The sequence below is a fragment of the Paenibacillus sp. FSL K6-2859 genome (assembly GCF_038008265.1).
Classification (GTDB): Bacteria; Bacillota; Bacilli; order Paenibacillales; family Paenibacillaceae; genus Paenibacillus_AQ; species Paenibacillus_AQ nitricinens.
Map to the genome: position 1 here is coordinate 4,782,072 of NZ_JBBOYU010000001.1, position 21,971 is coordinate 4,804,042.

The following is a 21,971-nucleotide window of genomic DNA, read 5'->3' on the forward strand; positions in this document are numbered from 1 at the left end:
CAGCTCCGAAAGAGAAACCGTCCATAATGTTGCTATCAATACATAATACATAGGATAATTCCCCCAGAAAAAGGAGCACTTATTATGAGCCAACGTAACTCCCGTACACAAATGTTGTACACTCTATTTTTTTTGTTTTTCCTTATTTGCGCCTTCGCCGCATTTTTCACAGGCGTCAAGGTTGGCGCAGACAAAACGGAAGCTAAATATGAGCAACAAAAGAGCAGTAATGGATATGGATTAGAAGAATTCACGGGCTCTTACCAACAGAAGGATCTTGTTACTTTCTATCATAACGTATTTTTGCCTTATCGGGAATTCAAGCAGAATTGGAACACTCAAGTGGACAAGCTGGCACGCAGTACAGATGCCCGTGTAAATGCAGCAGCTATGAAGAATCTTAGCCTTTTAGCAGATAAACAATATGAAAGAGTTAACCAGGACTCTATCTTTTCTGACTCTCCCTTATTACATCAATCACAGCTAAACATACTCAAAAGCTTAACCTTATTCTCAAAAGCTTCTGGTGAAGTAAGTGCAAGTGCATCTGGTGCAGAGACGGCAAAATTGCTGAAAAATGATCCTTATACTGCCGGTGCGGTTAAATTCGGATTGCTCGCTCAAAAGAACTTTTATGATTCTATGCTAAAGTGGGGCTCTAAGACAAACCAGAAAATTCCTTCTGATGCTGGTGAGCTTAAGACCATGTCCTTTATACAGTGGAAAAAAATGCCTCTTCTTCAAAAGAACGCATCCATTGCAGATATGATGTTAAATCGCGGAATTTTTGCAGCCTATGATCCTCAGGACATTACCGCAAAAATAGACGATTTGATTCATTCTGGTACAGCCAGTTCATTGAATCTTACAGATGTTCAGTCCTCAGTAACCCTGCTTATTTCCACAGGTGCTATACAGGTAGAGGATTTTATGAAGTGGCGAGAGCAGTACTACAGCAAGGAGACGATTCCACAGCTCCCGTTTTTTTATGAATAGAACCAGTCATTGAATCATAACGAAAAATGAAGTTCACTTCAAGAAAGCTTACTTTCAAAGCCTATTGACACATCTACATTACCGTGTTACATTATGAAAAAATTAATCAATCAAAAACGATGATGGAACAAAGATTCTGGAAGTCTTCAGAGAGCCGGTGGTTGGTGCAAACCGGTGACACACAGATGTCTTTAGCGCTCCTGAGATATTGTATCGAACCTTAAAGTAGGTGCAATCGGATCAACTCCGTTACCAGTGTGGCCTTTGCAGGCCAATGAGGCTGCTTCTTCCAAGTTGCAGTGAATTAGGGTGGTACCACGAAGATAACTCTCGTCCCTTACTACGGCAGTAGTATGGGGGTCGGGAGTTTTTTTAATTTCTAAATACCTAATCTATACTATCCTTTTGCCCAAAGTTACCGATTCCGCGGCACTTCTGCACACAACTTCTTTTATGCGACACCGCGTTGATCTACTATTATCACATGTTTTTTCTCTACTAGTTCGTGAATCTTCAGGTATTGTGGATTGCCCAAAAAGGCGTCCTCGACATATAAAGCTTTTCAACTTTAAGGGGGATAAGAAACCATGTTTAAAGTATTAGTATCGGATCCAATCAGTGATTTGGGCATTCAGCAATTGATGGACGCAGAAGATGTAGTTGTTGACAAAAAAACAGGACTCAGCGAAGACGAACTCATTGCAATTATCGGTGAATACGATGGCCTCCTTGTCCGCAGTCAAACTACTGTAACAGACAAAATCATCGAAGCAGGAAAAAACCTAAAAGTAATTGGTCGTGCAGGTGTTGGTGTAGATAATATCAAACTGGATGCTGCAACAAAACGTGGTATTGTTGTAATCAATGCTCCTGATGGAAATACAATTACGACTTGTGAGCATGCCTTCGCAATGATGATGGCTCTAGCCCGTCATATTCCACAAGCTTATGCAAAAACAATTGGCGGAACCTGGGATAGAAAAACATTCGTTGGTGTAGAGCTTCGCGGCAAAACTTTAGGTGTACTCGGAATGGGCAGAATTGGTAGTGAAGTGGCTAAACGTGCTAAAGCATTCGGTATGGAAATTCTTGCTTTTGATCCTTTCCTAACAGCTGAACGTGCTGAAAAGATGGAAGTGAAATTGGCTTCCGTAGACGATGTTGTTCGCGGAGCAGACTTCATTACTGTGCACACTCCACTTACTCCGGAAACACGCCATATGATTTCTCGCCCACAATTCGAGGTGATGAAAAAGGGCATGCGCATCATCAACTGTGCCCGTGGTGGTGTAATTGATGAAATGGCGTTAGTAGAAGCTATAGATAGCGGTATCGTTGCTGGCGCCGCGTTTGATGTATTCGAAAAAGAGCCGCCACAAGCGGATCACCCCTTCTTATCTCATCCAAAAATCATCGTGACGCCTCACCTTGGCGCTTCTACGATTGAGGCTCAAGAAAATGTGGCGATCGATGTTTCAGAACAAGTATTGCATATTCTGCGTAATGAACCGTTCATTAACGCGGTAAACATTCCTCCAGTGGCTCCAAGTGTAATGAATAAGCTTCAACCTTACTTCACGCTTGGGGAAAAACTGGGTAGCTTTGTTACCCAAATTGCAGCTGCTGCTATCCGTGAGATCCATGTGGAATACGCCGGTGATCTTTCGGATGTTGATACCCAACCACTAACCCGCTACATTGTAAAAGGCGTGCTCTCCCGCCACTTTGCAGAGGACGTTAATATTGTGAATTCCATGCATTTGGCGAAAACACGAGATGTGAACGTAGTAATAACTAAAGCTTCTAAAACAAAAGGCTTTACCAATCTGATTACTGTTACTCTAAAAGCTGATCGTGACCAAGAGTATCTTGTTGCCGGTACCCTGCTGCAAGGCTATGGAGAACGAATTGTTCAAGTGAATAAGTTCCCAGTTGATATTGCTCCTGAAGGTCATCAAATCTTTGTATCCCATAACGACAAAGTAGGGATTATCGGACTCGTGGGTACATTGCTTGGCGAGAATGATGTAAATATCGCATCCATGCAAGTAGGACGTAAAATTGTTGGAGGTGCTGCAATCATGCTGCTGACCGTTGACAAAGCTGTTCCTAAGCATGTCCTTGTGAAACTCGCTGGATTACCAGAAATTAATACTGCTGAAGAAATCATCCTTCTTTAATCTATAATATAGAAAGGCCATTCCAGAACGTACTGGAATGGCCTTTCTTTAATTTAACGAATCTTTTTCTTCCTATATTATGAACGAAGGGATTATCCTTCCATCAATATCAGTAAAGCCATACTTTTCAGCAAGCTTTCCAACCACCTGCGGCTCACCGGTCATAGAGATAACCTCTGGATCAGCGGCTAGTGCAGTCACTGCTCGACCAATATATCTCGTCGATTCGCTCATTTTCAGTTCCTCAACTTCTTGCCAATGTTCCTCATCTGTATTCATGGCTTCTAGAACCGCTTCTGTTCTCATCCATCCAGGTGAAAGTGGAATAACCGCAATGCCGTCATCCTTTAACTCCTTCGACAATCCGAAAGCCATACGTAAAAGTGCATTTTTAGAAAGATCATAATAAAAGTTGCCTAAATATTTATAATGATCCCAGAAGGTTGTATGGATAATTAGACCACCAGTTTTTGCCTTGCGCATGAAGGGGATTGCGTAATAATTTGTGATCATTTGTGCTCTCACACCGGCATTAAACATATTGTCCCAATGAGCTGTAGGTAACTCCCAAAAAGGCTTCTGCTCAATAGTTAAATCATTGCCTCCCCATACATTGTTAACTAAGATATCGAGTCGCCCCTTCTCTTCAGCGATTTGACGGATCACTGCTTCTGTTTCCTGATCCTTCGTATGGTCACATCGTATTACCGCACCAGAACCCCCACTCTCTTTTATTTCTCTAAGTACACTATCTATACTCCCCTTAGTATGTTCTGTGGCGGATATATCTGTGGTCCTCCCTGTAATATAGACAAAAGCGCCTCTTCTTGCTAATTCTAAAGCGATTCCCCTCCCTGCACCTCTGCTGCTCCCGGTAACCAAAGCGACTTTCCCTTTCAATGTCATAGCCCTCAACCCTTTCCACATAAATTCGGATTTCAATATTCTGTGATCATTCCTTACGTTTTATAAGTATAGCCCGTATATATGACATCAACTGACATATATAATATAATCATGATTTAGAAAAGATTAATGGTGATCGTCCAATAATTAATTCGAGGAGGCACAATAGCCTAATGAGAGCCGACCGTTTGTTATCTATATTGCTTCTGTTACAAAATCGCGGAAAAATGACTTCTAGAGAACTGGCCCAAATACTCGAGATATCAGAACGAACTGTGTTTCGTGATATGGAAGCATTAAGTGCTTCAGGGATACCCATTTTAGCTGAACGTGGCCGTGAAGGAGGCTGGATGCTAACTGAAGGGTACCGAACCTCCCTAACGGGAATGAAGCCACAAGAGATTGGTTCACTGCTTCTGTCCACTGACGCATCTATATTGAAGGATCTGGGGATACAAGACGATTTCTCTTCCGCTGTTCTCAAACTAGAAGCTGCATCCTCACACCGAACTAGTAACCCAGCACATCACCTAAGCGAGCGTATTCATATTGATGGTGCTAGTTGGCATCCTTCAGATGAGACTTATCCGTTCCTTTCTGTACTGCAGGGAGCACTTTGGGAGGACCGTAAAGTTAAAATCACTTATCTCCGGAGTAATGAGACTACAGTCCGTTTCATTGATCCTCTTGGGTTGGTTGCAAAACGCGGTGTATGGTATGTCGTAGCCAAAAGCGAGGATGAACTAAGAACCTTTCGTGTGTCCAGATTAGTTAACGTTGAGGAGACTCATGAGGGGTTTAAAAGACCTGATGACTTTGATTTAAAACAGTACTGGGAAGAGTCCACCATGGCCTTTAAAGCAGCACTGCCAAAGTATCAAGTAAAGCTAAGGGTTAGAACATCTGTCTTAAAAGAATTACAGCGAGAAAGATTCGTCTCTGTCCAATTGATAGAGCCAACCAGCAATGCAGAGTGGGTGAACATAGATGCCGAATTTAATACGATCGAGTCTGCCTGCCGGATAATCCTTTCTTTTAGTCCCTCAGTTATTGTACTTTCACCACAAGAACTTTTAGAGATGGTAAAGTCTTCTATCACAAAAATTTCCGCTATTTATGAGGATTTTTGACACGAAATCTAAAGAACTACTCCTAAAAGAAGATTTATGTCAGTTCTTACTATAGACCAATCACCTTTAAATCCCATATAATAACACCAATACATAATATTAATAAGGAGGACATTATACCAATGAACTGGATGCATAAACTTCCGTTAAAACAAAGAATTGTTGCCGGATGTTATCTCATTGCCGCACTATTTGCCATTCCTGTTTTAGTTACTTTTATGATCTTAGGCAACATTATTTTGGGTATTGTTCTAATCGTTGTTCTTGCTGCTTTAACTTTACCCGTGGCCCGCTTTATCGAGAGAACGCTTACATCTTCTTTTGATGACATCGCGAATGTATCTCATAGTATTTCTAAAGGGGATTTTACTAGTAGAGCTGACGAGAACGGGTCTATGGGGGACGTAAGTCGTTCCTTTAATACTATGATTGACAAGCTCAAGAAGATTTTAACAGAAGCATCGCAGATCACGCGCCAGGTTATGGATGCAAGCCGTGGAATCGAAGATAAGAATCAGAACTTAAAAATTGTCATGGCACAGGTAGCCTCTTCGTCAAATGAGCTAGCTCTTGGGGCAAATGAAATATCTACGGATATCGCTGAAATGACAGAATCTATTAAAGATATTGAGAATAAAGTCTCCAATTATACGAACTCAACGAAAGAAATGAACAGACGTTCAATACATACATTAGAACTGGTTGAACAAGGGCGCCAATCCGTAGATACTCAAGCTGAAGGCATGCGCAAAAACATCCAGGCTACTCAAAAAGTAGCGGATACTATCGAGGCCTTGTCTCATAATGCTCGCGGAATAACGATGATCACAAAGACCATCACTGAGATCGCTGAACAGACTAACCTGTTATCGCTGAATGCCTCTATCGAAGCAGCACGTGCCGGAGAACATGGTCGAGGATTTGCAGTAGTCGCACAGGAGGTCCGTAAGCTTGCCGAAGAATCAACGGCTTCAACAAAGGAAGTCTTTGGTTTAGTTCGGAGCATTGAAACTGATATTAAACAAGCGATTGACAATATCGCTATCAACGAAGAAGTCGTACAGGTACAGAATGAGATGATCACTCAATCTGCTCATATCTTTGCTCAAATTGTACAAAGTGTGCAGTATATTACCGAGCAGATCTCTTCCTTCTCTTCTGAAAGTGATCTTATGCTGGAAAGTGCCTTGAAAATCTCAGGTGCAATAGAAAATATATCTGCAATCACTCAGGAAACTGCTGCTGGCACCGAAGAAGTGTCGGCTGCAATGAATGAACAAATTAATGCCCTGCAGTCCGTCGCAGAAGAAACTGAGAAAATGACTCAAGCCGTATTTAATCTACAGAAAACGATCCATATCTTCAAGTTTTAAACAACTTGCATAACGAATAAACCAAGCCATAAACCGTCCTCTAAGTTTGTCTTAGGGGACGGTTTATTTTCTATTATTTCATAGGTTTGACAAGACTTTCGTCAAAATTCGAGTTAATTTGCGATAATATATTGACAAAGGATGATCCCAAGGAATATATTGTAAAGGAAAATTCTTCTTATAAATTTTAAATTAATATAGGCAAAATCTTCGAAAGAGGATGACGCAAAACCATGGATCTACAGCCTCATTTTTACTCTGAGGCCATGATTGCCAGGTTGCTAAGGACCCGGGACGGCTGAACTATTGTTCAGTCTTTACGGCGATTTACGCCACCAACCTGTGCCCTTTTTCGGAGCACAGGTTTTCTATTTTTGAGTTTATTGATCAATCAGATCACTTCGAAAGATCAATAACATAATAAATATTAATCAACTTGTGAGGTGTATCTTTTGAAGACAGTCGCAGATTATATGGCGGAAGCACTACGTAACCTCGGAGTGACCCATTCTTTTGGGATCATTGGTAAATCGATTTGTCCCGTAGTTCTTAAGATGGTAGACTATGGTATTGAATTTATTCCAGGGAGACATGAATCCAGCTCCGGATTCGCAGCAGCTGGATACGCGCTGAAAACTGGTAATCTAGGCGTAGCATTTGGTACTTCTGGTCCAGGCGGAACTAACCTGCTTACAGCAGCAGCACATGCGAAAGCCAACAACTTGCCAGTGCTGTTTATTACGGGCCACCAATCTATTAAAGAGCTTGGAATCCCCCAATGTCAGGACTCTTCCTCTTACTTAGCTGATTTAGCGGAGATGTTCAGACCTGCCACCTTGTTCAGTAAACTTATTGAACGCGGTGATCACTTTAGTACTATTTTTAATCATGCGATTTCAATTGCTCTTAACCAACGTGGGCCTGTTCATCTTTGTGTGCCGTTTGATGTACAGACAGAAGGATTGGAAGAGTGCAATATTGTAATTCCCGAACGCGAATCTCTAGTAAGTCTAGCGAATATCGACAGAGTAGTTGATGCTATCAATGCCTCAAAGAATCCTTTGATTATTGCGGGTAAAGGGGTCAATCGATCTGGGGCGCATAGCCAGCTTATTCAGCTCGCTGAAACTTTTAATATACCAGTAGTAACATCACCTGGTGGTAAAGGGGCTATGGTTTGGGATCACCCACTCTATCATGGTCCTATTGGTGTTGGAGGTTGCAACCACGGGGATGACCTGTTGAATAAAAGTGATCTATTTATAGTTCTAGGATCACGATTAAGTGATATGACCGTCTGTAACCTAAAACGGGAGAATCACCCGACAACATTAATTCAATTTGATATTGATCCGACCTTTGTTGGAAAAATCTTGTTCTCCAAAACGATACCAGTCACTGGTGATCTACGTGATAACCTAGTGTGCTACCTAAATCATATTGATCCTAATCATATTACTAAACGTGAAGCTATCCCTTATGTAGATTATTCAGAAGAGCTTCCCAGTCTGAAGAATCTTTCCCTTGCGTCTATTATGAGCACGATGAGTGATCTGATTCCTGACAATAATACAGTATTTGTTGATGACGGCAGTCATGGATTCAATGCTGCTAAATGGTACAAGGTTAAGAAACCAGGCAGTTTTGTATTTGATGCTTATTTTGCTTGCATGGGTAATTCTATCGGTATGGCTATTGGTGCAAAGGTTGCAGCTCCTGAAGAAACTGTCTTCTGTATTACAGGTGATGGCTGTTTTATGATGCTAGGTACAGAAATAAACACCGCCGTCTGCAAAGATATCCCTGTCATCTTTATCGTAGTAAATAATAAGCAACTCGATATGGCGCTTAAAGGGATGGAAAAAACTACTGGCCGTATTGATGGAACGATATACGAAGTCCCAATGGACGTTGTGAAATTTGCCGAGTCTCTAGGAGCGACAGGCTACAAGTGTGAGACTGCGGAACAATTCTCGACTGCAATTAAGGACGCCGTTGCTCTTAACCGTGTTGCAGTTATTGAATTATTAACAGACCGTGATGAAGTCCCTCCGACTGCACACCGTACTTTGAACCTAAATTAGGAGGCTCACTATGAAAGATAATGTTAACAGTGGTCTGAACCACTTCACGAATCTCTCAGGAGACTATGGCGCTAAAGCACTAGCTCCGATTAAGGAACATTTCCCTGACTTGGCAGAATTCATCATGGGTAATGCGTATGGAGATATTTTTCAACGCAATACCATTGAAGCTGACTGGAAGGAAGTCTCTGTTATTTCTGCTCTAATTGCAATGGGCCAGTTCGATCAATTAGGAGTTCATTATGTTATGGCTCTTCGTGTAGGAGTTACTGTAGAACAGCTCAAAGGGATTCTACTACACTTAGTACCCGCTATAGGGGCACCTAGAATCATCACAGCCTTTAATATTCTTCTTGAAACCATAGAAGAGATCCAATAAATAATAATTCGACATAAATATACACATTTCGTCTTTATTATTGTGATTTAAGAAGATAGATTACTATAGGAAAGATCGAACGTGGAGATAAAGTTCTGTCCTGGACAGTGGGCGCTGGATGGAAAAACGTAACATTTGTTATTGAATATCAAGCGTTACAACATAAAAAGCGGCAGGCCAAGGATTAACCTTAGCTTGCCGCTTTTTATGTTGATCTGGTCTTTAGGACTCGCTAGCAAAGAATAACCCCTTTTCAGTTAGCGCACACCTTATTTCATCAAGCCCTTTTGGTCCCATCCCATGGAGTGCCCGAAGTGCAGGCTTTGAAAGTCCACTCGGTAGCTCAGATTCTGTTCCGTTAACCATGGACATATGCATCTCCCTGATTACTGATATCTTTCATGTTTTTCCCAACCCATGGTACGCGCTACAGCGTCTTTCCAGGCGTTGTAACGTCGTTCACGCTCATCTATACCCATTTCAGGTGAAAAAACCCTCTCAGCTTTGTTAAAGCTTTCTAGTTGTTCTCTTGTCCAGACTCCTGAGGTTAATCCAGCCAGAAGTGCTGCCCCCAGCGCAGTCGTCTCCGCATATGTAGTTCGAGTCACTTCACTCCCGAGGATATCAGACTGGAACTGCATCAGCAAATCATTACGAACAGCTCCCCCATCTACACGAAGTCCGGTCAATGGCATGCCTGCGTCTTTTTCCATCGCCCCAATTACATCTCTAGACTGAAATGCTAGCGACTCTAACGTTGCTCGTACCAAATGTGCCGAGGTCGTCCCTCTTGTCAGACCGAAGACTGCTCCACGTGCGTACATATCCCAATAAGGTGCACCTAGTCCAGTAAAAGCAGGAACGACCACAACCCCTTCGCTGTCCTCCACTTCCCGCGCTTTGTCTTCTGAGCCTGCTGGCTCCGCTATGAGGCCTAGCCCCTCCTGAAGCCATTGTACAGCCGCTCCGGCTACAAACACACTGCCCTCGAGTGCATAGTAGAGTTCATCCCCCATTCCCCAAGCTACAGTGGTCAACAATCCATGACTGGAGACTACAGCTTCTGTACCTGTATTCATTAGAATAAAGCATCCAGTTCCATATGTGTTTTTGGCACTTCCGGGTTCAAGACAAGTATGTCCAAACAAAGCAGCCTGCTGATCTCCCAATACAGAGTGAATAGGTATTTCTGCCCCGAACCACTGCGCATCTGCTGCTCCAAATTCACTACCGGACATTCTCACTTCCGGCAGGATGGAGCGGGGTACACCAAGCTCTTCCATCAGCTCTTCGTCCCAGCAGCGCTTATGTAGATTATATAGCATTGTACGCGAAGCATTAGTTACATCAGTAGCATGTACAGCTCCACCAGTAAGCTTCCAGATTAGCCAGCTGTCTACGGTCCCAGCTAGTAGCTCGCCATTATTCCCCCGCTCTCGTGCGCCGTCCACATGATCAAGAATCCAGGAGAATTTAGTTGCAGAAAAATAAGCATCCACAACGAGTCCAGTCTTGCTAGCAATGAGTCCCTCTAATCCCTTATTCTTGATCTCTTCACACAGCTCTGCAGTACGTCTGTCCTGCCACACAATCGCAGGATAAATCGGCTTACCCGTTGCTCTATCCCAGATTAGGGCCGTTTCCCTCTGATTTGTAATTCCAATAGAAGATATTTCCTGAGGTGTTATCCCGCCCCGAGTAATCGCATCTCTTGCAGCTGCAAGCTGTGACGCCCAAATTTGCTCTGGGTCATGTTCCACCCAGCCAGGGTGTGGGAAAGATTGTTTAACCTCGTATTGCCCTTGTGAGACGATTCTAGCGTCCTTATCGAACACTATGGCTCGTGAACTAGTAGTCCCTTGGTCTAAAGATAAAATCATTTGCTGGCCTCCCAAGCATAAACAATGAGATATGTTCCACGATGAACAAGATTAATGTGTTTGTTTCAACAAAAAGCACCTCTGCTGTCAGAGGCGCTATCACACATTGTGTTTGGAATTACTGTTTTTCGACAGGAAGTCTTAGGGTAAAGGTTGTACTTTCGCCCAACTTACTGGAAGCTGAAATGGTTCCGTGATGCGACTCAACAATATTTTTAACAATCGCAAGCCCAAGTCCCGTTCCACCTGATTCTCCCCGTACACGTGCCTTATCGGCTTTGTAGAAACGATCAAATATATACGGCAGATCTTCCTGCGGAATGCCGACGCCTTCATCCTGAATTTTAATTTCAAAATAGCGACGCCCTTCTAAGACACAAGTTCCTGTATGAACTGTGATCTTCTTGCCACCCTGCGTATGACGAAAAGCATTATCGAGCAAATTGGTTAAGACCTGCTCAAGCTTATCTTCATCCGCCGCTTTAAGAACAAGAACATCGCTGTCTTTATTTAGCTGCAGATGAATATCACGCTCTTTCGCACGTACGGAAAATTTGCGATACACTCGTTCCAGCAGTTCGTTCACATCTACTTCTGCCTTCAACATATCCGTATGTCCAGCTTCCATTCGCGCAAGGTCGAGCAGATCCTTTACAAGACGTCCCATACGGAGTGATTCATCATGAATGACCTGAATCAGTTCACTGCTTTCCTCTGGTGAAGAAGCCATACCGTCAAGTAAAGCCTCACTATAACCTTGCATCATCGATAACGGAGTCCGAATCTCATGAGAAACATTTGCCACGAAGTCACGGCGCATTTTCTCGAGCCGTACCTCTTCAGTCACATCACGCAGAACAGCAACCACCCCACGAATGCTTCCTTCAGAGTATAAAGGTGCCATATGCACTGACCACACGCCCTGCCGGACATGTACATTCGAGCGCTCATCGCCGCCTTGCTTCAACGTGCTCAAAAATAAAGGACGCAGGGGAGGTGGAACATTACTCTCAGCCGTTTCCGTATGAGGTTCAATGTCGCTCTCTTGTTCCCACTCTAAATCGCTCCAGCTCTCAAGTAGCGATTGACCATGCGGATTGGTCAGAATAATCTGGCCTAGGGTATCAAAGGTGATTACAGCATCACTCATGCTACGCAATACACTGGATAGATGACCCTTTTCATGGTGCAGACTGCGAATATTCTCTTCCAACTCCTCAGCCATATGGTTAAAGGAAGTTGCCAATTGGCCAATTTCATCGCTTGTGACAAGCGTCAGCCTTGTTCCGTATTCACCACGTCGAATGTTGTTTGCAGCCTCGATGACACGTTGCATCGGTTGAGTGATCTTGGTGAACAAGAACAATGCGAAGAATGTCGTCAAGGAAAATCCGATCATGCACGTATACATAAATAAACGTTTGATATCGCCGGAATTAGCAAAGTTGCTGTCGATATAGGGAAGTAGAAACAACCCGAGTGTAATCAGCACGACAGCGACCAGGCAGATGATCGTGACCCACAGCTTGCCGACAAGACTTCTCCAGAAGTTCACTTATTTAGGTACCTCAAGTTTATAACCTACACCCCATACAGTTGTAATCATCGCCGCGGATTCCGGTGAAACCTTATTCAGTTTTTCACGAAGACGCTTAACATGGGTATCGACTGTACGCAAATCTCCGAAAAACTCATAATTCCAAACATCTTTAAGCAGTTCTTCACGAGAGAACACTTTATCCGGTGAAATCGCCAAATAATGCAGCAGTTCGTATTCTTTCGGTGTCAGACTCACTTCTTCACCACCAGCAGTAACCCGGTGTGCGTCATGCTCAATAATAAGATGAGTGAATACAATGTTATTACTGGAGTTGCTCTCTTTGGACAAAAATGCTGTTGCCGAAGAACGGCGCATAATAGCCTTCACGCGATAAATCACTTCGCGAGGGCTAAATGGCTTCACGACATAATCATCCGCGCCCATTTCAAAGCCCTGTACACGATTAATCTCTTCACCTTTAGCTGTAAGCATTAAGACAGGTGTCGACTTGACCCCTCTGAGTCGGGTCAGCACTTCCATTCCATCAATGCCAGGCAGCATAACATCCAGCAAAATTAGACCGTAGTCATTTGCTGTTGCTTTACGAAGAGCAATTTCGCCATCTTCAGCTTCGTCGATTTCATAACCTTCTTTTTCAAGATACATCTTTAGCAGGCGGCGAATGCGTTCCTCATCATCCACTACCAGAATTCTGTTTAAATGATCTGCCATTTCACAACAACCCCTTCATCAAATACAGTAGAACGTAACCTTAAATCCATTGTGCTGTGTTAGCAGGTAAACTATGCTCAGTCCGTCCCCGCATAAGAATGAAGTCCGGCGATGACTAGATTAACGCCAACTAAGGTAAACATTACGACCAAAAAACCTAGAACGGCAAGCCAGGCAGATTTTCGCCCTTGCCATCCACGAGCCAATCGTAAATGAAGATAAGCACTATAGAAGAGCCAAGTAACGAGTGCCCAGACCTCTTTGGGGTCCCATCCCCAGAATCTTCCCCAGGCTATTTGCGCCCATATCATTGCAAAAATCAAAGCGCCTAATGTAAAAATAGGAAAGCCAATGGCTATCGCCCTATACGTTATCTCATCTAGATCGCCTTCATCAATCCCCTCCATAACCGGGTGAATCGCTGCGCCTAGCGGCTTGCGTACGATCAAGCGAAGAATTCCGTAAAGGAGTAATCCGGAAAGAATCGACCAGATTACAGTATTAAACTTCCGGCCAGCATTCACACCATTCATCCATGAAGGAGCTTCAAAGAGAGGTTCTTTCATGCCAAGAAACGACTGGAAGCTTTCAATTTCGCTATTGTGAGGAGCCACAATCGGCGGCATTCGATAACTCACTTTCTCTATTGTACTATTTTCCTGCCCTGCGCTGTCAATCGTAACGTTGTGACGGACAAAAACAGTCTCGTAACCTGCTCCGCGGAAAGCAAAAACTGAACCCAGAAACCCAATTATAACAATGATTGAAAAGAGAGTAAATTCAATCAGTCTCTGTTGCTTACGATCCGCCTTCTCTTTACTTGCAAAATTAACAGTCCGCAGCAGATACATCAGCCCTGCCGCAAATCCTACCGCGAAAAAGGATTCACCCAGTGCTGCCAGTGTTACGTGGATCTTGAGATAGTTCGATTGCAGGGATGGAATTAACGGCTGAACCTCCTGTGGAAATACAGCTGCGTACGCCATCACAATAATGCTAATTGGAACTGCAAACAGACCGAGAATAACTTTGCGATAGATCGCGTATATCACTGTAAAGGCTACCATAACCATCATGGATAAGAAAGTCATGAACTCATACATATTGCTGACTGGAATATGTCCTGCACCAAACCAACGTGTAAAGAAATAAATAAGATGAAAGATAAGACCTATAGAAGAAACAATAAAAGCTATTTTACCCCATCGAGCAGTATGTTCCTCTGGCTTGCGGCCCGACCACTTGCGACCCATGATAGCGATAGTGAATAACATAAACGACCCGCTGTATAATAAGAATGCGGCAATAAAGACAGCGCTGCTGATATCGAGCAAGCTCATGTTAGGCCTCCTCCATTATCTATTGATTTTTCATCGACTACCATATCTACTTTTTCTAAAATAGAAACGATCTCACGACGGAAACCGAACCAATTTTTGTTCGTATGTCCTCCGAGTATTAGCTCTCCGTTTACAACGGTAAGCCAGATGCGTCTATGCTGCCAGTAGAATCCAAGGACTAAACCCAGCATCACGATTGCTGCACCTAACCATACAAAAGGCATTGCACGATCAATACGTATATTCAAGTATGTAGTCGATTCCGAAAAATCAACATCGCTCATGTTGTCCACTTCAAGCTCAAGAAATCTATTGTTGCCACCAAGCTTATCGTTAATAGCCACCTGCTGAAACTGAGACTTATCCACCTGCTTAGGAAAATAGAAGTACTGCTGCCCTTCTGCTGGCAAATCCGGTCCTTGAATCAAGAATAAGAATGCTGGTGCATTCGGATAAGGCGACTTAGATATCGGCTGACCATCCTCATTGAGTCCAAAATCCATATACTTTTCTTTTAAAGTCATCGTATAGGGTCCCGCTGTAATTGTACGCTGCGGATTCTTCATATCCAGTTTAAATTTACCGTACGACTCCCCAGTGGTGGAGTTCTTAAGCACTGGCTGTACAGAACGCAGTACAGGTGTTAGATCATAATCAAACTGATACGCTTTCAATCCTTTATAATCCAAAGGTGAGTTTACTTGGATATCATGTGTTGTCACCTCGGTAAGCTGCGGTTCCTTAGTAGGATCTGCGCAATCCGCGGTACATTTATATAGCACTGCTTTAGTTTGGAATAATTTTGGAAGGATTTTTTTGCCCCGAAACTCCTCAGGCATCTCTTCATCTGTGTAGAACTCTACGGTGAATTTCTCGTTTTTTAAATAGTAGGTGGTATCCGGAATCTGTGTAATCTCCCCTTGCGGGAAAGCAAGATGCTGATCCATGTTGAGACCCGGCAATCCTCTTGCCAGTACAGCAAGTAAAAAAATAATCAAACCAATATGTATTACGTAAGGTCCCCAGCGGCTGAAGCGGTGTTTCTCTGCCAGCAGCGCTCCTCCATCCGTCTTGACTCGGTAGCCCTTTTTACGCATAGGCTGAACCACCCGAGCAACCCAAGCTTCTGGTTCTTCATGCAATTCAGTAACTAGCACAGCCTTTTGCCGGATTAAGAACTGACGATGTTTCCGAATCTTCTGCCTAGTTAATGCCTTATACAGCGGAAGTACTCTGTCCAAACTACAAATGACTAATGAAGCGCCAATCATTACGAGTAGAGTCACAAACCACCAGGATTCGTATGTATGTGAAAGTCCAAGTTTATAGTAGATGTCCCCAGCTGTTCCGTACTCCTGCTTATAATAAGTCGATGCATCAATATTAAGAAAAGTACTCTCCTGTGGGAAAACGGTTCCCAGCATAGAGCCTAACAGTGTCAAAACGATAAGATAAATGGCTATTTTTACAGATGAAAAAAAGTTCCAAACTCGATCAATAATGCTTGGATTAACACGCTGCGAACGACGGGCTACACCATCATAACGCATTTCCAGATTCTCGCCCCAGTCCGATTCTTTGCCAAGCGGCTTTCCACATGCTTCACATAGAACAGTGCCTACAGGGTTCTGGTGGCCACATTCACATTTGGTATTGGTTATAAAAGCCTCGCGTTCACTCATCAATCCACCAGCTTCCCAATTTGATCATCTAGTGAATCTAAATCAAGCTGGCCAATATGAATGCTGTCAATTTTACCCTTTGCATTAATGAAAAAAGTAGTGGGGAGTGGAGAAATACCATAACTTCGTACAGCGTCTCGTCCCGTGTCCATCAAAATCGGAAAATCAATATCGACTTGCTTCACAAAATTTTCAACAGTCATCTGATCTTCACCTACGTTGATTCCAATAACGACTACATCTTTGTCCTTCCATTTTTCCCATTGTGCTTGGAGAGCCGGCATTTCTTTTACACAAGGCGTGCACCATGAGCCCCAGAAATTCAGCACAATAGTCTTACCCTTATACTCGTCTAATGTATGCCCCAGTCCATCAAGACCCAGCAAATCAATGGCAGGCGCTTTACTACCTTCCTCTGGTTTTCCGCTTCCACCAAATACAGAGGAACCAATTGCATAACCACCCACTAGAACGATTAGAAACAGAATTACGATTTGAATTGGTTTTCTCGCTTTACCCACATGTAAAGCCCCCTTCTGTGACGCAACTCATACTTATGTTGTAAGGTGTGAACATCCTATGAACATTATAGCGAATTTCGTCACAGCATTAGGGGGTTTAATTGTGAATATTGTGTGTCTTTATGACTCTTTACGTGGAGTTCTTTCTTTGAGTAATCCTGCTTTGGCAATTTGCTGCAGATGGTTAATTTCATCTTTGGTCAAATGACGATAGGAGCCACGTTTAAGATTTTGCAGCATAATATCCCCGAAAGAAATCCGCTTCAGACGGATAACGGGGTGTGAAATCGCATCAAACATGCGTCGTACCTGACGGTTACGTCCCTCGTGAATCGTTATGCTGATTACTGCTTCTTTATTCGCTTCGTCAATATCCTTGTACTCCACCTCAGCAGGCGCTGTCATGCCATCCTCCAGCTTGATGCCGGCTTTTAGCTTGTCCAATGCGGTGCCATGCGGAATACCCTTGACCGTTGCATGATACGTCTTAGGTACATGATGCTTAGGATGGGTAAGCAAGTTAGCGAAATCTCCATCATTCGTTAACAGCAGCAGTCCTTCCGTATCGTAATCCAGACGGCCTACAGGGTAAACCCGTTCTGTAATTCCTTTAAGGTAGTCTGTTACAACCTTGCGACCCTTTGGATCGGAAGCACTTGTAATAACGCCTTTAGGTTTGTTGAACATAATATAGATTTTGTTCTCGCCCCGGATCAGTCTACCGGAGACTTTAATAATATCTGTTGCGGGGTCCACCTTCGTGCCAAGCGTAGTTACGAGTTCCCCGTTGACTTCCACTTTACCGGCCAAAATCATTTCTTCACACTTACGTCTGGACGCCACACCGGCCTGCGCCAAAATTTTCTGTAATCTTTCCATTTTCGACTAGTCACCTCAGATTAATGATAACCATCAGAGGGATAAATCACAAGTTCATTCCATGGAAAAAATGCTCCTGGGCAGTAATTATTGTGGGGTTCGATGATTAAAGGGGAGATTTGGTAGCGCTCTACCAGTTCTAAAATGAGTTTATCTGTGGCAAATAGCTGCTCTTTCCTTCCAGATAATGGAGGGGTGCCGTCTTCCCGGCTGAAATCACCTTCCAAGCAAATGTGAATATACTCCGGATCGGTCAGCAGCGGTGCTGCATAAATGGCTCCTTCAACACCAACCCAAAAATCAAAACCTTTGCCATTTATGGAAGTACAGCGAGACTGATGCAGGATAAAACCTTTATAGTTCATAGCGGATTGCCTCCCTCCACATTGCTGCAATAGCATATGTCGAGGGAGGTTTGAGGGTGACGCCGACTACCCAAAAAGCAGGAGGCAGACCGCGATCGCGGCGACGAAGCCAACGACATCGGAGAAGAGACCTACCTTAAGCGCATAACGGCCGTTACGCACACCTACAGCTCCAAAATAAACTGTTAATACATAAAGTGTTGTGTCCGTGCTGCCCTGTATGGTAGAGGCAATCATGCCGATTAGAGAGTCTGGTCCATGAACGCGAATCAGATCCGTGGTATAAGCAAGAGAGCCTGTCCCTGTGAGAGGCCGCAGAAGGCCTAGTGGCAGCACTTCTGGAGGTACACCAAGCCCCCTTAGCGCAGGAGATATGAATCCCATTAGGAAGTCGAGTGCGCCCGATGCGCGAAAGACGCTGATCGCTACAAGCATACCTACAAGATGAGGAATAATCGCGATTGCCGTACCAAATCCATCTTTTGCCCCTTCAACAAATGACTCATACACTGGGACTTTACGCGTAAAAGCATAGAGCGGGATGAACGTAATCATGACCGGAATCGCCCATGCCGATATGAGACTGATTAACTGGTACAAGTCATGTTCACCCTTTCAATGAAGAATTAGGCAGCGAAGTCTTCGCCATTGGAACAGAACCAGACTTGGCTGACGGCGGCTTTGGAGGTTTGCGCAACAATGTCAACCTTCGGAAAAAACGGTCCGCCGCAATCGCTGCAAGAGTCGCCACTGCTGTTGCAGCAAGGGTTGTGCCGACTATCCCCGCAGGATCTGTCGAATTATAATTCAATCGGATCGCAATTAGGGTCGCGGGAATCAGCGTAATACTTGCTGTGTTAAGCGCTAGCAAGGTACACATGGCTGGTGTGGCCGTTTCTTTATCCGGATTGAGCTTCTGCAGCTCCTGCATCGCCTTGATCCCCATAGGTGTAGCCGCATTGCCAAGTCCAAGCAAATTAGCGCTCATGTTGGAGAGAATATATCCGATTGCAGGATGACCCTTTGGCACATCTGGAAAGAGGAAGGCTACGATTGGCCCAAGAATCTTGGCTATTTTTTTAAGCAAACCAGCATCCTCTGCGATCCGCATGATTCCTAGCCAGAATACAAGTACACTTATTAAGCCGAAACTTACTGTAACCCCACTCTTGGCTCCGTCGAATACGGCGGCTGTAAATTCATCCATTCTGCCGTTAACGGCGGCGAACAGAAAACCGATGATGATCATTCCTAGCCAGATCCCGTTAATCATGGATACGCCTCCCTCTTCATTAATCAGCTATCTGCTTACTTGGAACTTTCGCCCAATTTAAATAACGCCTTCAGTGCACTCCCTATAGCCTGAAACCAATTATCGGCAGGATAAGTTAGCGCTTGCGTTGTACTATATTTTTTAGTATAAGCAGATTCCTCAGGAGGTAAGGACTCTCGTGTATACACTGGAACCCGGCCTATCTCCTTGCCACCGAGATCTAGAACCAGAACCCCTTGCAATCCAAAGTTCGATCTTGCTGCTTGAGCGGGTTCGGTAATCTTTTGATTTAAGACAAGTTTGGTGGTCACTCTATCCTGCTCGCCTGGTCCGAGCGGATAGGCAAATTTTTTAGCTGTCACGAAGTTATAACCGCTCACGGGGTCCCCGCGTTCGATCATTGTTTTTAGTGGGTAGTGATTAAACCCAAAGTTCAGCAGTGAGGCATGATCATTCCAGTCATCTCCATCATTTATGGTGACTGCGACAAGCTGCTGTCCGTTTCTGGTCGCAGAGCTGACAAGGCATCGTAGCGCTTTTTTGGTATACCCTGTCTTCACACCGTCAGCACCCTCATATAAGTACAGCATTTTATTCTTGTTTCTCCACTTGTAATCCCATTTCTCATTTGGATTGTCAGCAGTTTTCTCCTGCGTCTTCACGATTTGCTTAAATACAGGATTGTGAAGAGCATACGCCGTCAGTACAGCTAAGTCATTAGCACTCGAATAATGGCCTTCAGCATCTAGACCATGCGGATTAGCAAAATGAGTATTTTTTAATCCGAGCTCTTCAGCTTTATTGTTCATCAGGTATACAAACCCTTCTTCAGAACCGCCGATATGTTCAGCGATCGCTGTTGCCGCATCATTCCCTGAGCGCAGCATTAAACCATACAGCATATTTTCCAGCGTCATCTCTTCACCTTGCTGTAAATAAATAGAGGAGCCTTCTTTGGCGAAAGCATTTTTACCAACTTTGACTTTTGAGGCTAAATCACCATTCTCAATAGCAACGAGGGCGGTCATTATTTTAGTCAGGCTGGCAATAAGCATAGGCTCATCTCCTCGACTGCTATACAAAATACGCCCGGATTCCACATCAATCAGCGCCGCTGCCCTTGCATGCGTAGATATGGAGCTGTTCTCCGCATGAATCAACGTTAGCGGTGTCAGAAACAGCAGCAAAATGCTCAGTAATAAGGCGATTGGAAATTTACGGGTTATTGTCTTCATATTTATCCTCCGGATTCTTATCGGTTCTTAAGTAGAGTGATTCATTTCATGCCTATGTTGTACAAGTGTATGCGGACCAGCCTTAGGGTATGTCCTCTCCACACAAAAAGGGACACCGCCTGATGTATGGCGATATCCCCGAGGCTATTTGAACAATTATGTGTATCTAATGTGTTGAAGATTGAGATGTACTTGGATCGGGTTTAGCAGGTGCTTGTGAGGCTTGAGCTGGTGGTTGTGAAGCTTGAGCAGCGGGTGTCCCAGCTTGGCTTGAGGAACTGCTGCTTTGGAACATCGTCTGGATTTTGTCGATGAGCCCTGGTGTAGCATCGATGATTTTCTCGAACAAATGTGTTTGATTGTCGAGTGGCACAATGTTCACCCCATCCTTACCAACCACTAGAAAAGCGATCGGTCTGATGGAAACACCACCCCCGCTACCGCCACCAAAAGGAAGCATTTTGACGCCGCCTTGGGAGCTGGATCCACTTATAGAATCCTCCACTCGATAATCACTACCCCCTGCAGCAAACCCAAAAGCCACCTTACTGATCGGCAGAATAATACTACCATCAGGTGTTTGTACTGGATCTCCAACAATCGTATTAACATCTACCATACCCTTAATATTTTCCATCGCTGTTTGCATTAGGCCCTGAATAGGATGGTCGCTCATATTGTTTCCTCCTTTGATTGAGTACGATTACTCTTGCTTCTACAGCGCTTATCATCCCCACTTCCACACATTTGTATGTAACTTTCATTCTAAACTTTGCCCGTGAGGTTCCCTTCGCATCCGTTTTAGTAACTTTCTCCACTTACCGATTCCCCCCGACACTCGCAAGACACGTAGAAGCAGCCGCAATAATGCGTATAAGGTATAGGAAACGGACATTTTCCCCTCACATACCAACTCCATTGAAAAACTTGGCTCATCCTGAAAAACAGGCTTCACAAACACTCGTGGATTATGTTTCAATTTAACCCTCTGCGAAATAAACCCTACGATGCTCCATTTCAATCCCCAGGCGACTCCTGATGCTATGGCTGTGTCTGCTGCATCACCTAGTGAGAAGTCCGTGGACCAGTCAAGCTTTGATATTTTGACATGAGATACGGTTTCCTTAAACCACTTCTTCAATCCACGTGTAGATCTCACTGCTAGCTGTATATTTTCCCGCCAGTGTTCTACTCTCTCTTTATCGAAATGCTCTTCCTTTACAGTATCGACACCTGTTGTTGCCGTACCCGTTTCCTTAAACTTCCCAATCACGCCTTGCTCCAATCCCTTAAAGACCAATCGGGGCAGCTCATAGTGGAGTTTGATCAGACCAAAAAGAGTTTTAACATCTAACTCGAGCAGATCATTTTTGTCATGTTTATAGCACCGGATGCGGAAATCAATAGATGAAGACAAAAGCAGAATCATTGCCACTACCAGCAATCCGAGGGGAATTCCAAGCCATAATGTCACGT

Annotated in this window: 20 protein-coding genes, 1 riboswitch and 1 other annotated feature; of the genes, 6 read left to right on the top strand and 14 right to left on the bottom strand. The window is 43.9% G+C overall.

Features of this window, described 5'->3' with window-relative positions; all coding sequences use genetic code 11:
• Positions 1–84 precede the first annotated feature (84 nt).
• Both MHB64_RS21455 and serA read left to right on the top strand, forming a co-directional pair.
• The gene (locus tag MHB64_RS21455) at positions 85–996 is read left to right on the top strand and encodes a hypothetical protein (protein WP_094870079.1); all 912 of its coding nucleotides are present in this window, start codon (positions 85–87) and stop codon (positions 994–996) included.
• A gap of 110 nt (positions 997–1,106) precedes the next feature.
• Positions 1,107–1,337: a binding site (T-box leader), on the top strand.
• 246 nt (positions 1,338–1,583) lie between these two features.
• Positions 1,584–3,176 (top strand): phosphoglycerate dehydrogenase, encoded by a 1,593-nt coding sequence (gene serA / locus MHB64_RS21460; protein WP_042190237.1) that lies wholly within the window; start codon positions 1,584–1,586, stop codon positions 3,174–3,176.
• A gap of 72 nt (positions 3,177–3,248) precedes the next feature.
• Here the strand turns inward: serA and MHB64_RS21465 are convergent, their stop codons facing one another.
• Positions 3,249–4,082, bottom strand: a complete 834-nt coding sequence (locus MHB64_RS21465) for an SDR family NAD(P)-dependent oxidoreductase (protein WP_341135335.1) — start codon at positions 4,080–4,082, stop codon at positions 3,249–3,251.
• 173 nt (positions 4,083–4,255) lie between these two features.
• Here MHB64_RS21465 and MHB64_RS21470 point away from each other — a divergent pair, with 173 nt between their 5' ends.
• From MHB64_RS21470 to MHB64_RS21485, 4 genes are all read left to right on the top strand, one after another.
• Positions 4,256–5,212, top strand: coding sequence for a helix-turn-helix transcriptional regulator (locus MHB64_RS21470; protein WP_341135336.1), 957 nt, complete (start codon positions 4,256–4,258; stop codon positions 5,210–5,212).
• Positions 5,213–5,334: 122 nt separating this feature from the next.
• Positions 5,335–6,585, top strand: a complete 1,251-nt coding sequence (locus MHB64_RS21475; RefSeq protein WP_094870082.1) for a methyl-accepting chemotaxis protein — start codon at positions 5,335–5,337, stop codon at positions 6,583–6,585.
• A 190-nt stretch (positions 6,586–6,775) separates the two neighbouring features.
• Positions 6,776–6,871, top strand: a riboswitch (cyclic di-GMP riboswitch).
• Positions 6,872–7,028: 157 nt separating this feature from the next.
• Complete coding sequence (locus MHB64_RS21480; RefSeq protein WP_341135337.1) at positions 7,029–8,669, top strand: thiamine pyrophosphate-binding protein; 1,641 nt, start codon at positions 7,029–7,031, stop codon at positions 8,667–8,669.
• Positions 8,670–8,679: 10 nt separating this feature from the next.
• Positions 8,680–9,048, top strand: coding sequence for a carboxymuconolactone decarboxylase family protein (locus tag MHB64_RS21485; RefSeq protein ID WP_094870084.1), 369 nt, complete (start codon positions 8,680–8,682; stop codon positions 9,046–9,048).
• Between the two features lie 386 nt (positions 9,049–9,434).
• Here MHB64_RS21485 and glpK read toward each other — a convergent pair whose 3' ends face one another.
• The 13 genes from glpK to MHB64_RS21550 all read right to left on the bottom strand — a co-directional run bounded on the left by glpK (position 9,435) and on the right by MHB64_RS21550 (position 21,969).
• The gene (gene glpK, locus MHB64_RS21490) at positions 9,435–10,928 is read right to left on the bottom strand and encodes a glycerol kinase GlpK (RefSeq protein ID WP_341135338.1); all 1,494 of its coding nucleotides are present in this window, start codon (positions 10,926–10,928) and stop codon (positions 9,435–9,437) included.
• A gap of 118 nt (positions 10,929–11,046) precedes the next feature.
• A complete protein-coding gene (locus tag MHB64_RS21495; protein WP_094870087.1) occupies positions 11,047–12,483 on the bottom strand; it encodes an ATP-binding protein in 1,437 nt (478 codons plus the stop codon).
• On the bottom strand, positions 12,484–13,200 hold the full coding sequence (locus MHB64_RS21500) for a response regulator transcription factor (RefSeq protein WP_036676174.1): 717 nt from the start codon (positions 13,198–13,200) through the stop codon (positions 12,484–12,486). It abuts the gene before it with no gap.
• A gap of 77 nt (positions 13,201–13,277) precedes the next feature.
• The gene (gene ccsA, locus MHB64_RS21505; protein WP_094870088.1) at positions 13,278–14,540 is read right to left on the bottom strand and encodes a cytochrome c biogenesis protein CcsA; all 1,263 of its coding nucleotides are present in this window, start codon (positions 14,538–14,540) and stop codon (positions 13,278–13,280) included.
• On the bottom strand, positions 14,537–16,222 hold the full coding sequence (gene resB / locus MHB64_RS21510; RefSeq protein ID WP_341135339.1) for a cytochrome c biogenesis protein ResB: 1,686 nt from the start codon (positions 16,220–16,222) through the stop codon (positions 14,537–14,539). The genes ccsA and resB overlap by 4 nt, the downstream gene beginning before the upstream one ends.
• Positions 16,222–16,743, bottom strand: a complete 522-nt coding sequence (locus MHB64_RS21515) for a redoxin domain-containing protein (protein ID WP_094870090.1) — start codon at positions 16,741–16,743, stop codon at positions 16,222–16,224. The genes resB and MHB64_RS21515 overlap by 1 nt, the downstream gene beginning before the upstream one ends.
• 120 nt (positions 16,744–16,863) lie before the next feature.
• Complete coding sequence (locus tag MHB64_RS21520) at positions 16,864–17,622, bottom strand: pseudouridine synthase (RefSeq protein WP_094870091.1); 759 nt, start codon at positions 17,620–17,622, stop codon at positions 16,864–16,866.
• 20 nt (positions 17,623–17,642) lie between these two features.
• Positions 17,643–17,987 carry a peptidoglycan recognition protein family protein gene (locus MHB64_RS21525; protein WP_094870092.1) on the bottom strand — a complete coding sequence of 115 codons (345 nt, stop codon included), beginning with the start codon at positions 17,985–17,987 and terminating at the stop codon, positions 17,643–17,645.
• 66 nt (positions 17,988–18,053) lie between these two features.
• Positions 18,054–18,542, bottom strand: a complete 489-nt coding sequence (locus MHB64_RS21530) for a spore maturation protein (RefSeq protein WP_042190265.1) — start codon at positions 18,540–18,542, stop codon at positions 18,054–18,056.
• A 52-nt stretch (positions 18,543–18,594) separates the two neighbouring features.
• Positions 18,595–19,260: a nucleoside recognition domain-containing protein gene (locus MHB64_RS21535; RefSeq protein WP_341135340.1), complete on the bottom strand. Its 666-nt coding sequence runs from the start codon at positions 19,258–19,260 to the stop codon at positions 18,595–18,597.
• Positions 19,261–19,295: 35 nt separating this feature from the next.
• Positions 19,296–20,495 carry a D-alanyl-D-alanine carboxypeptidase family protein gene (locus tag MHB64_RS21540; protein WP_094876367.1) on the bottom strand — a complete coding sequence of 400 codons (1,200 nt, stop codon included), beginning with the start codon at positions 20,493–20,495 and terminating at the stop codon, positions 19,296–19,298.
• 166 nt (positions 20,496–20,661) lie between these two features.
• On the bottom strand, positions 20,662–21,171 hold the full coding sequence (gene ytfJ / locus MHB64_RS21545) for a GerW family sporulation protein (protein WP_094876366.1): 510 nt from the start codon (positions 21,169–21,171) through the stop codon (positions 20,662–20,664).
• A gap of 84 nt (positions 21,172–21,255) precedes the next feature.
• Positions 21,256–21,969 (bottom strand): DUF2953 domain-containing protein, encoded by a 714-nt coding sequence (locus MHB64_RS21550; protein ID WP_341135341.1) that lies wholly within the window; start codon positions 21,967–21,969, stop codon positions 21,256–21,258.
• Between the last annotated feature and the right edge of the window lie 2 nt (positions 21,970–21,971).